10 protein-coding genes are annotated in these 14348 nt (G+C 54.3%); 4 read left to right on the forward strand and 6 right to left on the reverse strand.

Annotated elements, in window-relative coordinates; translation table 11 throughout:
* The first annotated feature begins 15 nt into the window (after positions 1-15).
* Positions 16-2331: a protein kinase domain-containing protein gene (locus tag SH467x_RS17345; RefSeq protein WP_482368361.1), complete on the forward strand. Its 2316-nt coding sequence runs from the start codon at positions 16-18 to the stop codon at positions 2329-2331.
* A gap of 70 nt (positions 2332-2401) precedes the next feature.
* Here the strand turns inward: SH467x_RS17345 and SH467x_RS17350 are convergent, their stop codons facing one another.
* Positions 2402-3241 (reverse strand): SDR family NAD(P)-dependent oxidoreductase, encoded by an 840-nt coding sequence (locus SH467x_RS17350; RefSeq protein ID WP_482368362.1) that lies wholly within the window; start codon positions 3239-3241, stop codon positions 2402-2404.
* A 49-nt stretch (positions 3242-3290) separates the two neighbouring features.
* On the opposite strand from SH467x_RS17350, the gene SH467x_RS17355 reads away from it, so the two are divergent.
* The gene (locus tag SH467x_RS17355) at positions 3291-4340 is read left to right on the forward strand and encodes a transaldolase family protein (RefSeq protein WP_482368363.1); all 1050 of its coding nucleotides are present in this window, start codon (positions 3291-3293) and stop codon (positions 4338-4340) included.
* 175 nt (positions 4341-4515) lie between these two features.
* Here the strand turns inward: SH467x_RS17355 and SH467x_RS17360 are convergent, their stop codons facing one another.
* Entirely contained in the window at positions 4516-7047 is a 2532-nt protein-coding gene (locus SH467x_RS17360; RefSeq protein WP_482368364.1) for an ATP-dependent Clp protease ATP-binding subunit, read from the reverse strand.
* 480 nt (positions 7048-7527) lie between these two features.
* Positions 7528-8085, reverse strand: a complete 558-nt coding sequence (locus SH467x_RS17365; RefSeq protein WP_482368365.1) for a tetratricopeptide repeat protein — start codon at positions 8083-8085, stop codon at positions 7528-7530.
* Positions 8086-8874: 789 nt separating this feature from the next.
* Between SH467x_RS17365 and SH467x_RS17370 the strand changes: the two genes are divergently transcribed.
* Positions 8875-9447, forward strand: a complete 573-nt coding sequence (locus SH467x_RS17370) for a response regulator (RefSeq protein WP_146678830.1) — start codon at positions 8875-8877, stop codon at positions 9445-9447.
* Positions 9448-9542: 95 nt separating this feature from the next.
* On the opposite strand, the gene SH467x_RS17375 is transcribed toward SH467x_RS17370, so the two are convergent.
* Positions 9543-11951 (reverse strand): polyribonucleotide nucleotidyltransferase, encoded by a 2409-nt coding sequence (locus SH467x_RS17375; protein WP_482368366.1) that lies wholly within the window; start codon positions 11949-11951, stop codon positions 9543-9545.
* A gap of 518 nt (positions 11952-12469) precedes the next feature.
* Entirely contained in the window at positions 12470-12739 is a 270-nt protein-coding gene (gene rpsO, locus SH467x_RS17380) for a 30S ribosomal protein S15 (RefSeq protein WP_482368367.1), read from the reverse strand.
* Between the two features lie 374 nt (positions 12740-13113).
* Here rpsO and SH467x_RS17385 point away from each other — a divergent pair, with 374 nt between their 5' ends.
* On the forward strand, positions 13114-13680 hold the full coding sequence (locus SH467x_RS17385; protein ID WP_482368368.1) for an RNA polymerase sigma factor: 567 nt from the start codon (positions 13114-13116) through the stop codon (positions 13678-13680).
* Between the two features lie 7 nt (positions 13681-13687).
* Here SH467x_RS17385 and SH467x_RS17390 read toward each other — a convergent pair whose 3' ends face one another.
* Complete coding sequence (locus SH467x_RS17390; protein WP_146678833.1) at positions 13688-13951, reverse strand: DNA-directed RNA polymerase subunit alpha C-terminal domain-containing protein; 264 nt, start codon at positions 13949-13951, stop codon at positions 13688-13690.
* Positions 13952-14348: the final 397 nt, after the last annotated feature.

Consider the following 14348-nt stretch of genomic DNA (forward strand, 5'->3'; position numbering starts at 1 on the left):
CAGGGCCCTCGTTTCATGGTTTCTTGGTTAACGGGTTACTTCAAGCACTCGAATCAGCAGGATAAGAGCCTTCGTGGCAACCTGACTTTTGGCCAGACAACGTTTTCAAAGACTTTTCGTTCAACGGGCCAATTCTTCCGCCAGCAGGTATGGGTTTGGCCCCTTGTTGCCTTCGTCATCCTGGCAACCCTCGGGTACTTTGTGAACGGTTCGATCAAGCATTCCATCGAGTCGAGTCTTCAGTCCGAGCTGTCCACGCTGCTTCATGTCGAGCGATCGATGGTGGAAAAGTGGTTGCAACATCAAGAATCCAACGCGATCGCCCTGGCGAGTCTTCCGGACGTGAGGGCTGCCGTGCTCAAGATCTTGGATTACCAAGAATCGATGTCGGCAGGCAAAGGGCTTGGTACAGGTGAAAAACCGCTGTCGGAGGAAATAGAAGAGTGGCGTGGAAAGCTGAAACAGTTCTTGCTGCCCGGAATGTCGGCCCATCATTTCATCGGGTACATCGTTGTGGATCGAGAGCAACGTGTGATCGCCGCACAGACGAAAGAAATCGTCGGGCAGGTTGTCCCACAATACTCCTCGTTCTTAAACACCGTCATGGAAGGGGAAACGACGGTAAGTGCCCCATTTCCGAGCGCGATGCTCTTGCGAGATCCGAATGGGACGATGCGAGCCGAGGTGCCTACCATGTTCGCGTTGTCGCCGGTCCGAAACGAAGACTTTCAAACGGTTGCATGCATCGGGTTCCGTATCCGGCCCGAGCGGGAGTTTACTGAGATTCTGCAACTCGGGCAGATGGGAGATTCAGGGGAAACCTATGCTGTCGACAAGAACGGGTTGATGGTATCGAACAGTCGTTTCGACGAACAACTGATATTGTCGGGCTTGATTCCGGATCGTGTGGGAGCTGCATCCATTTTAAGTGTTCAAGCTAGGGACCCAGGTGGGAGTCTACTCGATGGATACCGTCCCAAAGTCAGGCGAGGCGATTTACCGTTCACTTTCGCATGTGCCTCCGCGCTAGAGGGAAAAACAGGTGTCAGCCTCGACGGGCATCGCAACTATCGGGGTGTTCCCGCTATATCGGCGTGGACATGGTTACCCAAATATGAAATGGGAATCATCACCGAAATTGATGCGAAGGAAGCCTTTCAACCGCTCAGCATTTTGCGTTGGACGTTTTTTTCCTTGTTCTTTCTTCTGATTCTTACGGCGGTCGCCATCTTTGTCTTTACCTTGGTCGTCGCCAGAATGCAGCAGGAGGCCAGGGAAGCTGCGATCGAAGCGAAGGAGTTGGGGCAGTACCGTTTAGAGACCCTCTTAGGCACGGGGGCGATGGGAGTGGTATACAAGGGGCATCATTCGATGATGCGACGCCCCACTGCGATCAAGCTATTGAAGTCGGAAAATGTGAGCCCCGCTGCGATCGAACGATTTGAGCACGAAGTCCAGATTACCTGCCAATTAAACAATCCTCACACCATCGCTATTTATGACTATGGGCGAACACCCGAAGGTGTCTTTTATTATGCGATGGAGTACCTCGATGGCATCAATCTCCAGTCGCTTGTCGATCGCTATGGGCCTCAGCCTGCGGGCCGAGTCGTCGAAATCCTGAAGCAGATTTGCAGCTCCCTTTATGAAGCTCATTCCTTGGGGCTTGTTCACCGTGACATTAAACCAGCGAACATCATGCTGAACCGAAGAGGTGGTGAATGCGACGTGGTGAAGGTGCTTGATTTCGGTTTGGTCAGGTCACTCGAAGAGGATTCGCACGGCGAATCGAGCAAGACGATGACGGGTACTCCGATGTACATGTCTCCCGAAGCGATCCAGAACCCCAAATCAATCGATGTACGTAGCGACATCTATTCGCTCGGCGCGGTGGGGTATTTTTTGCTGACCGGTCACTCTCTCTTTCAGGCCACCTCGCTGGGAGAGCTTTTTCAGCATCATATTGATTCGGTTCCGCTCCCTCCGTCACAGCGAAGCGGTGTTTCCGTCGATCCCCAATTGGAGGGGGCTATCATGGCTTGCCTCGAGAAGAGTCGAGCCAATCGGCCTCAAACTGCCAAAGATTTGGCGATCAAGTTGGAGTTGGTGGCGACGAACGACGATTGGTGTCGGGAGAAGGCGGAGGCATGGTGGTTGCAGCATGAGCGCGAGAGCCGTCACGACCGCGATGTGCCGCAGGGCGACGACCCGCAAAGAACCCCAGGAACTAGTTCGAACAACAAGACCGTCGCGAACGGAAAGACGGAAGGCCCCAGTGCGAAAACGGTCTCAGGATTTGAAACGACGATGGTCCATGGCCAGCGCGAGTGACATGGTATTGGAGTGAAATGGTATTGGAGTGGCAGAGGGGAGGGGTTTTACGAGATGAGCCCTGCGCAAATTATTGGTTCACGGGTTCGGAAAAGGTTGGGTGAGCGATGGCATCCCATTGGTCGCCAGAATAGATCGATCGACCACCATCTACCGGGAGAGCGACGCCCGTGATAAAGGGTTGTCGCGCCAGGAAGAGTGCGGCGTTTGCGACATCATCTGGTGTGCCGTGCCGTTTTAGCAAACTTTGTTGGCGAATACTTTCTGCGGCGTCGGCAGAGATGCTCGAGTCTAGCATGACTGGCCCAGGCAGGATGGCGTTGACGCGAATGTTGGGATTGCGAGTCGCGAGTTCGACTGCGAGGGACCGCGTTATGGTTTCGATGCTCCCTTTGCCAACAAAATACGGTGCGAAATGACGGTAGGGGCGATGGACCGCCCAATCTCCGATTAACAGAATCGCACCTCCCGTCGATTGCGTTACCATCTGCAATCCAGCGGCCCGTGAGCAAAGGAAAGTTCCCAACGTATTGACTTCGAATTGCTGACGAATCTCCCGTTCGGAGATCTCCTCGAACGGTGTCCAATCCCAGATCGCTGCCGAATTCACGAGCACGTCGATTCGCCCGAAGCTTTCGACAATTTGCCGAACGGCTCGCGTTGCAAAGTCGGGATCGTTCACTGACCCCTGCACCACTCGCGTCTCGGTTCCTCGCGACTGCAGCTCTTTTGCAAACTCGTTAGCAGTCTCTATCGAGTGATTGGCATGGAGAACGATCCGGTAGCCGGCGAGGGCGAATGCGTTCGCGATCGATTGACCAACACGCTTCGCTCCGCTGCCTGTTACCCAAGCGACCGGCTTCACCGCGTCGGTGTTGGGCACCCCACCCCCCGAGTCATTTCGTTTCAAGGTATACTCCGAGTGTATTTTCGCGTTCACGCAAATAGGAAATCTGACTATGACCAATGCACCGATCGCATCGTTGATCGCTAGTGGGACCAAGCTCTATCTGGATTCGATCGACCCAACTCTCGTCGAGCAAAACATCGCGTGGGGAGCAGTTGGCGCGACCAGCAATCCGATTATCGTTTCAGGGTTAGTTCGTACAGGACGATTCGACGACTTGATCCGATCTTTTATAGCAGAAGGACAAGATGATGAGACAATCTGCTGGCGGGTGACCGATCGATTGGTTCGCGATGCCCAGGAAGCCTTCCATCCTGTTTGGAAAAAGACGGATGGCAACGCCGGCTGGGTAAGTTTTGAACTGGACCCTCTGTTGGAAGACCCCGAATTGGGACTGCCGCACGATACGCGGGTTTCGCAGTACATCGAACTTGGAAAGAAGTGGTCTCAAGGGCACGACAATCGCATGATCAAAGTGCCTGCAACTCCCGCGGGGATCGACGCATTGGAAGAGTTGGCCGCACACGGCGTAACGCTGAATGTCACCTTGATCTTTACTCGCCGGCAGTATGAGCTGGCTAGGGACGCTGTCTGGCGCGGAGCGAAGAGACGCTCCAACCTGAATTCCTTCAAGAGCGTTTACAGCATCTTTGTTTCTCGAATCGATCAATACACGTTGGATCGATGCGGTCAGCTTTCCGCTGCAGCTCAAGGGGAGTATGGGATATTGAACGCCAAGCGAATCTGGCAACACAACCAGTCATTTTGGAGTCAACATGCGACGCCTTTGGAACAGGAGATCATTTTCGCGAGCACCGGAACGAAGAACCCGTCGGATGTCCCATGGAAATATGTCTCCGCGCTAGCGGGCTCCGACATCCAGACCAATCCGCCAGAGACCAATAACGCCGTAGCAGCAAGCCAAGAGCGATTTGTCTCTCGGGTCGCAGAGTTGATCGCTCCCGCGATTCAAAGCGAGCTCGATGCTGCCGTGGATGTGGAGGATTTGGAGCAGACGCTTATGGAGCAAGGCATCGCAAAGTTTGTCGCACCCCAGAAGCAACTCTTGGCAACCATCGCAGAGAAGCGAAAGGCACTTTAACGGGCAAGGGGCTGCGAGGCGACAGTCCCTGCGAAGCGTCCAGTGTGGAGAATGTCCGTTGTGCAAATGAAAACACAACTGTCGAGAACGACAGTTGTGCGGTGTTTGGAGCCCAGAACAACCTGCTTGGCTGCTCTGGGGAGACACGATTAGGCCGCTTAAGGATCGAGCAGCCTTAGGTTGCTGCAGTCGCGGCTTCGGAAGTGGGAGCCTCTCGACTCTCGCTCTTGAACTCAAGCCGGGTGACTTTGCCGTCAGCATCCTTGAACGCTTCCACGATGATCGTGTTTTTGCCTTCAAAAGTACCGCGGAGAAGTTCTTCCGACAGTGGATCTTCCACACGTTGTTCGATCGCTCGGCGAAGTGGACGAGCACCGTAATCAAGGTTCGAGCCTTGCTTGATAATAAATTCTTTCGCTTCATCGGTAAGGATGAGGTCGAATCCACGATCACGCAATCGTTCCTTGACCTTCGACATTTCGAAATCGATCACCTTCTTCAAGTCCTCTTTGTTGAGGTGCCGGAAGATGATGACGTCATCGAGACGGTTGAGGAACTCTGGACGGAAGACTCGTTCGATTTGGTCCATCACGCGAGCCTTCATGCTGTCGTACGACGCATCATTATCCGGCTTTTGGAAACCGAAAGCCGATTCGTTCTTGATCGCCTCCGCACCCGCATTGGTGGTCAAGATGAGGATCGTGTTTCGGAAGTCGACGTTCCGACCAAAGCTGTCGGTTAGGCGACCTTCTTCCATCACTTGCAACATCATATTGAACACATCGGGGTGAGCTTTCTCAATTTCATCGAGAAGCACGACCGCGTAGGGGCGGCGGCGAATCTTTTCGGTAAGCTGGCCACCTTCCTCGTATCCGACATAACCTGGAGGTGCACCGATGAGTCGGCTGACGTTGTGCTTCTCCATGTACTCGCTCATGTCGATATGGATAAGCGCATCGGAGTCTCCGAAGAGGGATTCCGCGAGGGCTTTCGCCAGCAGCGTTTTACCAACCCCGGTTGGACCCGCAAAGATAAAGCAACCGGTGGGACGCTTCGGATCCTTGAGGCCGGAGCGACTGCGTCGGACGGCTTTTGCCACCGCACTGACCGCTTGATCTTGGCTAACAACGCGTTTGTGAAGCTCTTCTTCCATGTTCATCAACCGGAGGGAGTCCTCGGTGGTGAGACGTGTAAGAGGTATACCGGTCATCTTCGAAACGACTTCCGCAACGACTTCCTCGTCGACTACTCCATCGGTTTCTCGGCTCTTTTCGCGCCAATCGCGGGTGATCTGCTCTTTCTTGCGTCGCAGCTTATCGGCTTGATCGCGAAGGCTGGCAGCCTTTTCAAAGTCTTGATTGGCGACCGCATCTTCCTTCTCTTTGTTCAGACGTTCGACTTCATCGTCGATGTCCTTCAGATCGGGTGGTTTGCTCATCGTTCGGAGCCGGACACGCGCGCCAGCTTCGTCGATGACATCGATCGCTTTATCTGGCAAGCATCGTGCAGTGATGTAGCGCTCGCTCATTTCGACGGCAGCAGCGATCGCGTCGTCGGTAATCTGAACGCGGTGATGCTCCTCGTATCGCTCCTTCAGGCCTTTCAAGATTTGGATCGTTTCCTGGGTCCCGGTCGGTTCGACCATGATTTCCTGGAATCGTCGCGCGAGGGCATTGTCCTTTTCGATGTATTTTCGGTATTCATCGAGCGTGGTAGCGCCGATGCACTGGATTTCGCCACGGGCGAGGGCAGGTTTCAAAACGTTCGCTGCATCGATCGCACCTTCGGCTCCACCGGCACCGACCAAGGTGTGGAGTTCGTCGATGAACAGGATGGTGTTTTTCGCGCGGCGAACTTCATTCATGACCGCTTTGATGCGTTCTTCGAACTGTCCTCGGTATTTCGTTCCGGCGACCATCATGGCCAAATCGAGCACGACGATCCGCTTTTCAGCCAAGATCTCGGGGACTTCGCCATTGACGACGCGCTGTGCAAAGCCTTCGACAATGGCTGTTTTCCCAACACCCGCTTCGCCGAGTAGGACTGGGTTGTTTTTGGTGCGTCGGCAAAGGACTTGGGTGGCTCGTTCGATCTCTCGTTCGCGACCGATGACCGGATCGAGTTTGCCTTGGCGGGCGAGCTCGGTGAGGTCGCGACCAAAGCTATCGAGAGCGGGTGTCTTGCTCTTCCCGCCTTTAGACGATGCGCCCGGTTCGGAGGGGTTGTTCCCTTCGCGTCCACCGCGCTCGCCTACTTCGGCACTCTCCATGCCGTGGCCGAGGAGATTGAGGACCTCTTCTCGGACGTCGTCCAATTTCATCCCCAGGTTCATGAGGACTTGCGCTGCGACACCTTCTTGTTCTCGCAACAGACCCAGGAGGATGTGTTCAGTACCGACGTAGTTATGGTTGAGGTTGCGGGCCTCTTCCATGGAATACTCGATAACCTTCTTCGCACGGGGGGTTTGAGGAAGCTTTCCAATGGTGACCATCTCAGGGCCGCTTTGGACGAGCTTCTCGACTTCGAGACGAATCTTGCGAAGGTCGACATCTAGGTTTTTGAGAACGTTCGCTGCGACCCCGCTACCTTCCTTTACCAAACCCAAAAGGATGTGTTCGGTCCCGATGTACTCGTGGTTGAATCGTTGTGCCTCTTGGTTGGCAAGCTGCATCACTTTGCGAGCGCGGTCAGTAAATCTTTCGTACATATCAAAACCTTTCGTAGGTTGCCCAAGCCTCCGCGCTGGCGAGCATCGGAGCCTGGCCTAGGGGTGATTCGTTGTCTCTATTGTTGCCATCGAATAGACTCTGTCCATGCGTCAAGGGCTGACTGCAAGGGGCTATCTACTATCGTTCCGTACTACCTAGCGATCGAGCGAGACCGGCCTGCAACGTGCAACCGACGTTTGCAATCGTGTTTCGCCATGAGGCGACTACACAATGCAAACGCCGTTCCATCCATTCTGGCAGTCGTCGCGTCGATCGCGCGTCATCTGGTCGCGTCGCACCTCCGAGCCAAGCGCGCAAGCTTGCCTCACGATCTGACGCTATCCACCCCGTCCTCCATTGTGAAAAATCAGAAGCAGTCCTTTATCGGTTCGATTCGTCCGCATTTTCCGAAAAAGCGGAAGTTTCTCGCAATGCGTAGAGAAGAGCGAACCCGCATGGTAGCGATCGTAACTCTTTTGTCAGGGAGTGGGAGGGGGGAGAGGCTTCGATTGTCGTTTCCCACGCAGACACCGCTCCTTTTCAGTCGCGATCTCCTGGGACCAATGGGCTGCTAAATCCCTTCGTTGCAGCTGTTGAATTGCTTCGAGCGCCGCGTCCCATCGCCCTGTTCGTCGGTACACGGAGACCAACAGTAGAGAGGACTCGATGTCGGAGGGATGTTTCGCCAAATTTTCCAAAAGGTACTTCTCGGACTCGAAGTAGGAAGCTTGGAGATAGGCGGATTGGGCGAGGATGAGGTTTTGGTCGCGATGCTTTCGAGTGTCTTGCTCAGGCAGTTCCCCGAGCCAGGCGTTCTTCAGCGCCGAGCGGATGACCAAGCATGCGATGGCCAACCAGAGGGTCCTAACGACCCAAACAGGGAGCCACTCCGGCCAAACGAAGGATGCGATCAAGAGAAAGCAGACAAACCAGGCAAACGCGATCGCGGTGACCAAGGCGGACGATTCGGAACGGTTCCAGGTGCGGAATGCACCGGGCCAGGTGATCGATAGGGTTCGGATGGCAAACGGGAACATGGACCAGAGCGATGACGAAGTGGTGACGACGCAGACCCCGGGAGCTTACCAACATCCAAGAACGGTGCGGAGACCAATATCGGCCTCGTCGGAGCCGTTTTTGGGGTCGTTGCCACCCAAATCCCTTCATCAATTCCGATGAGAATGTTAAGAAAGGTTGAAAAATACGTTGCTGCGACCAGTTGCGAGCAACAAATCGCTCGTAGTTAAACAACCGAAGATTCTTTCTAAAGTAATCCCCCGGTTTGAATCGAAACTAGGTTCAGAACGGCCTTTTCTGTTCTGGATGGCTCGCAGGAGTCAATACCAGTACGGGGAAGCTACCGGGCTGAATTAGGGGGGAAAGTGCATGCAATCCGCATATCTTGTGCGGAGGCGGCTAGCGATTTGAACGTACGAACTTCGTGTACGAACGAGTTGATTAGTCAGCCGCTCATCTTCTGCCCTGACCAAAGCTTGGTCTGCCATACAAACAGGTAACTCTGCAAGCGGAACGGAATCGAACCGTCGTAGGGGTGCGGTCGCTCGCGAACGTTTCATTGGCGAACTGTTTGTCCTCACAGGAAAGCTTTGCACCGTCGTCGTTGGGAACGGAGTTCTAACGATTGCAACGCAAAGTGGCTGTTCACGATTGTTAAGCCCAGACCCAGTTGTTGGGCGAGGGAGGTACGATTGGCTTTTCAAGGCCTCGTACTCCAGCGTCTAGCTAGGGCGAATACTGTCAAGCACAGAACATCACCATGACTGTGCGGACTCACTCACTATTGGAAGGTAACGGAGACCAAAAATATGAAGGTGTTCACCACAGGCCAGGTCGCGAAGATCTGCAAGGTGGCCCCGAGAACCGTTAGCAAGTGGTTCGACTCCGGCCGTCTCAAAGGATATCGCATCCCCGGCTCGCAAGACCGACGTATCCCGCGAGAATATCTCATCAAGTTTTTGAAGGAGCATGGTATGCCCCTCGGAGACTTGGAAGATGAGGCCATGGCCAAAGTCCTGATCGTTGCGCAAGATCAGGTCTTAATCGAAAACTTGAAGCGAGAACTCCCACTTGAGAAAAGCTTCAAAGTATCGGTTGCTGCTAGCGGTTTCGAGGCAGGCATTCAAGCCGAAAGTTTTCACCCAGATTGCATGATTGTCGACTTCTCGGTCGGCAAGCTAGAAGCACTGCAAATCTGCCAAAACTTACGCAAGAATTCTGATTTCACTGAAATCATTCTGATCGCTCTGCTTCCCGACGACGGCAATACAATGAGCTTCGATCGGTCGAGCATCAATGAAACGTTCAAGAAGCCATTTGACGCACGTCTTTTGGCCGAACGTCTCCGCACTTTGATCGGTGCGAAGAAGGAACTTGTTTAAGTCGGGGCATTGCAACCGCACAAATAAAAAAACCTCCGCTAAACCAGCGGAGGTTTTTTTTTAGTTATATCCGATGCAGAAAAAGCGTCGGCGTGTTAACGGCGGTCTCCGCCGCGATCTCCACCGCTGGAACGACCGCCACCCCCTCCACTGCTACCGCCACGGCTTCGACCTCGTCCGCCTCCGCGTCGGAACCCGCCACCGCTACCACCACTGCCACCGCTGCCTCCACGATCGCCGCCTCGGTCACCGCCTCGGCTTCGACCTCCGCGATCTCCCGTGCGTGCATCGGTGCGTTCAGGTCGATCGGCTCGTTCTGGCTTTTCATCAAAGCCGATGTCATCGCCGAGATCATCGCCACCGAAGTCATCGAGATCGTCCGATCCTTCCGAGGGTGCCGCGAATTCATCTTCCATCCCCAGCTCTTCCAAAGCTCGACGACGCGAGAGCTTCACGCGGTCGTGATCGTCGATGTCGATGACAATGACTTTCATCGCATCTCCGACCTTGCATACCGAGTCGACACTTGCGACATAGCCGCTGGAGAGTTCGCTGATGTGGCAGAGCCCATCTTTGCCGGGTAGGATCTCGACGAATGCACCGAAGTCCCGGACGCTCGAAACGATCCCGTCGTAGATCTTGCCGATTTGAACCGTGGCGGTGCAAGCCTCAACACGACTGATCGCGCGCTTCGCCGACTCGGCGTCAGCGGAAGCTACTGTTACGTTGCCTTCATCGTCGACATCAATGGTCACGCCGGTCTCTTCTTGGATCGCGCGGATGTTCTTGCCGCCAGGACCGATCAATGCACCGATCTTGTCGGAATCGATCTTGGTTCGAAGCAATCGAGGTGCGAACCGGCTGGTCTCGCTACGCGGACGGGGAATGCAAGTGAGCATCTTGCGGAGAATTTCGATGCGAGCTTCGCGAGCTTGCTTCAAAGTACCGCGAATGATTTCTTCGCTGACCCCTGGGATCTTGAGATCCAACTGGATTCCAGTGATCCCGTTTTGCGTTCCCGAGATCTTGAAATCCATATCGCCGAAGTGATCTTCGTCACCGATGATGTCGGTGAGCAATACATACTGATCTTTGTCTCGGACGAGTCCGATGCTGATTCCAGCGACGGGGTTGGTGATTGGAACCCCAGCGGCCATCAGCCCAAGACAGCCACCGCAGACGCTGGCCATCGAAGACGAACCGTTGCTTTCGAGAATGTCGCTGATGACACGAATCGTGTACGGGAAATCCTCGGGATCGGGAAGCACCGCTTCGAGCGATCGTTCGGCAAGCATCCCGTGGCCGATTTCACGGCGGCCCGGAGCGCGAATGGGCCGGCATTCTCCCACGGAGAACGGCGGGAAGTTATAGTCCAACATGAATTTCTTGCTGTACTCGTCTACCAACCCGTCTACGCGTTGTTCGTCTCGCGGTGTCCCAAGGGTCACGGTGATGAACGCTTGCGTTTCACCCCGTTGGAACAAAGCCGTACCATGCGTACGTGGGAGCAAGTCGGTTTCGCAGTGGATAGGTCGCAAGCTCTTCGCGTCGCGTCCATCGGAGCGTCGCCCCGAAAGAATCAAATCGCGAACCACTTGGTTTTCCAAGGTGTGCCAAACGTGACTGAGTTGATTTGGACATACGGCTCCCTCGGCAGATGGATCGGGGATCAGGGCCGCGACGGCTTCGGCTTTCAACGCTGAGCAAGCATCGTTGCGAGCCTGCTTGCCTTCGATTTGCTTGGCGTCTTTGAAGCGTTCGTAGAAATCCGCTCGCAGTTTCGCCATCAATTCTGTCGTGTCTGGCGATTCAAACGTGGTCTTGGTCGGCTTGACCTTATCGAAAAACTCGCGTTGGAGCTCGATCACTTGTTTACAGACATCGTGAGCAAACTTGATCGCTTCCAGCATCTCTGCTTCAGGCATCTCTTGCGAGAAACCTTCGATCATCATGACTTCTCGCTCGTTGGCCGAAACGATCATGTCCAGTTCGCTCTCTTCGAGTTGAGCGTGGGTGGGGAACGCAATCAATTTGCCCTCCACCTTGCCAACTCGGCATGACGAAATCGGGCCCTGGAAAGGCATTGGACTGATAAACAAAGCGGCTGCAGCTCCGTTCATGGCGAGAACGTCTGCGTCGTTTTGAACGTCCGAACTCATCACAATCGCTTGGACTTGGACTTCGTCGATGAACCCGTCCGGGAAAAGGGGACGAATGGGACGATCAATCAATCGACTGGTGAGAGTCTCTTTGGTCGTCGGGCGACTTTCCCTTTTGAGGAACCCGCCGGGAAACTTACCTGCAGCGGCGAATCGTTCACGATAATCGCAGGTAAGGGGGAAAAAGTCAGTCCCAGGACGGGAGGGGCCGGTCGTCGTCGCCACGAACACGACGGTATCTCCATATTGGCACACGACGCTGGATGTCGCTTGCTTGGCCAAAGCCCCAGTCTCGAACGAGAGAACCGAATCGCCAATCTGTTTTTCTACACGAATCTTTACCACGAATTTCTTTCCTTCCAAAAACCTATGCCACCCGCGCGATGCTCAAGAGACCGGCAGTGGCTTCTGCAAAACTCAAGTCAATAATCGAGCGACCGCAAGACGGCCGAAACTTCTTCCCCGAAATGCAACAGCAACCGGGACTAACTACGGGCTCCGAGCCGAGAGCTCGTAAGCCAAACAAACCCGCCACGCAAGCGGGACACACTCCAAGCGTCTTCACGACAACGCATTCCGCAGCGCATTTTCTCGAAGCCGCTGCAAAAACACCATCAAAACTACAATTCTGCCCGACCCTCTACGCAGACCGGAAAAACCAGCCGATCGCGGCACCAGACAGCAAGGCGACGTTAACGCGCCAGAATACGCCAACCCATCGGATCACCGTCCGAGGAATTCGGCAGCACAAAACCAGCCACCACGCCAGGCGAACCACATCGTTCGAGTCCGCGTTCAACGCCAAATCAGTCGGAAAAGCGAGCAAGGGCTGGTGTGAACCAGCCCTTGTCGCGATGAATTCATTACTTTCGAATATTCAGCTTGCCAATGATTTCCAAATAACGCTGTGGATCATGCTTTCGGACATAATCCAGCAACGATCGACGCTTGCTAACCATGCGAAGGAGGCCGCGGCGACTGGAATAGTCGCGAGTAGCCGACCGCATGTGCGTTGTCATCGAATTGATTCGCTCGGTCAAAAGAGCGATTTGGACATCCGCAGAACCGCTGTCGGCTCCACTTTTCTGAAACGCTTTGATCAGTTCTTCTTTTCGTTCTTTGCTAACGGTCATTCGCCAACCAATTACCTTGGGTCCAGCGGTGTTCGACAAGTTCCGAGCACCAGTACATCCTAGTTTTTAAACCATAAGATCGTGGAATCCTAGCTATTTTTTTAAGCTTTGCAACGGCAATTCATCGGCCGTCATGTATAGAATATTGGCCAGAGCCTCGCGGTTCCCTCCAAATTCGAATCCTCGCCCTTGCAAATCGTGCCTGCATGCTCCTCCCTCGCTCCTCGCCGACCCGAATCGCATTCTATGCCGCCGCTGGCTACTCGGGCCCAATCTGCCTCGATCAGATACCCATCTGCGGCAGGCTCGCTGGACCGGTCCGCGGGTGGCGAAATGGGCCAGCACTGCCTGAGTAAATTGAGGCGCAGCTGCTCGTGAATGACGAAGATGAATTGATCGAGTCGGCATTGGCCGGGGACAGCAGTTCCTTTGAAGTCCTGGTTTTTCGCTACCAGGACAGGCTTTTTACCGCCATGATCAGCGTCGTCGGCGGTGCCGAAGAAGCCGAAGATGTCGTTCAGGAAGCGTTTATCCAGGCTTATCTCAAGCTGGATACGTTCCAGAGAAATAGCCGATTCTTCACATGGCTCTACCGGATCGCATTTAATTTCGCACTGGCCCGGCGACGCAAGGCGAGGAATCTGGTCTCGCTCGACGAGGCCCGAGAAAACGTCGGCCACGAGCCTGAATCGGAATTGGATGCCCCCGATAACCGCATGACCCGCTTCGAAGACGCCAAATTGGTCCACAGCGCTCTAGCACTGCTCACCGAAGACCATAGAGCCATCCTCGTCCTTCGCGAAATGGAGGATATGGCGTACGAAGAAATCGCTGAAGTCCTCGATATTTCCATCGGCACGGTCCGATCAAGACTCAACCGTGCCCGATTCGCCCTCAAAGCCCAATTAGAAAAGTTCCCCGAATGGAACCCCAAAGCGTAACGAATCGCTAGCGAGGCTTTCGCCAAGTTCGGTGATAGCCCAGTCGCTCTAGAGACTGATAAACCTCCTCCAGCGTCTTCTCACCAAAATTCGCAATGCTCAAAAGCGTCTCCGGTGTGCTGTTGAGCAAATCCCGAACGGTGAAGATCCCTTTCTCTTCCAAACAATTCGTTGTGCGAACCTGCAACCCTATCTCCGCGGTGCTGAGGTCCAATCGCTCCTTGAGAAGGCGGGCTTGTTCTTCGGCCTGGCTAATCGGTACCCGAGTCATTCGAATCACTCCTCCGTGATGGGGACATTCTTGTCCAATTGAAAAGATGCAAATCATTCGCTCTCGATCGCAACGCATTGACCATCGTTGCACCGAAGTAGTGTGCCGCTCCAATATACCAACCCGCTTCTTTTTTGCACTCGCTCTGCGCGAAATTATCAACGCATGCTTCCCGCTCGAGCTTCTGCATGAGCACGCGGCGAATGCTAGCGATTAGCGAAGAAGGTCCGGTTTGGTCTCTTGAACGATTTCCCGTATTTGCTGACGTAGCTCAGGGGGCAGATGGCGGTACTCTTCGTCCTGATTGTCTCCCTGGAGAATCGATTGTTCGCTTCGGTATCGGAATAGCGGAATGGATCCTTCTCAAGATCCCCCGAAACAAACTGAGCGTTCGAGT

Origin of the sequence: Brakhagea slesvicensis (genome assembly GCF_052161625.1) — a bacterium.
GTDB lineage: Bacteria > Planctomycetota > Planctomycetia > Pirellulales > Pirellulaceae > JBKCUI01.

Coding starts and splice junctions, on each gene's coding strand:
- SH467x_RS17345 (WP_482368361.1), top strand. CDS start 16: ATGGTTTCTTGGTTAACGGGTTACTTCAAGCACTCGAATCAGCAGGAT.
- SH467x_RS17355 (WP_482368363.1), top strand. CDS start 3,291: ATGACCAATGCACCGATCGCATCGTTGATCGCTAGTGGGACCAAGCTC.
- SH467x_RS17360 (WP_482368364.1), bottom strand. CDS start 7,047: ATGTACGAAAGATTTACTGACCGCGCTCGCAAAGTGATGCAGCTTGCC.
- SH467x_RS17365 (WP_482368365.1), bottom strand. CDS start 8,085: ATGTTCCCGTTTGCCATCCGAACCCTATCGATCACCTGGCCCGGTGCA.
- SH467x_RS17370 (WP_146678830.1), top strand. CDS start 8,875: ATGAAGGTGTTCACCACAGGCCAGGTCGCGAAGATCTGCAAGGTGGCC.
- rpsO (WP_482368367.1), bottom strand. CDS start 12,739: ATGACCGTTAGCAAAGAACGAAAAGAAGAACTGATCAAAGCGTTTCAG.
- SH467x_RS17390 (WP_146678833.1), bottom strand. CDS start 13,951: ATGACTCGGGTACCGATTAGCCAGGCCGAAGAACAAGCCCGCCTTCTC.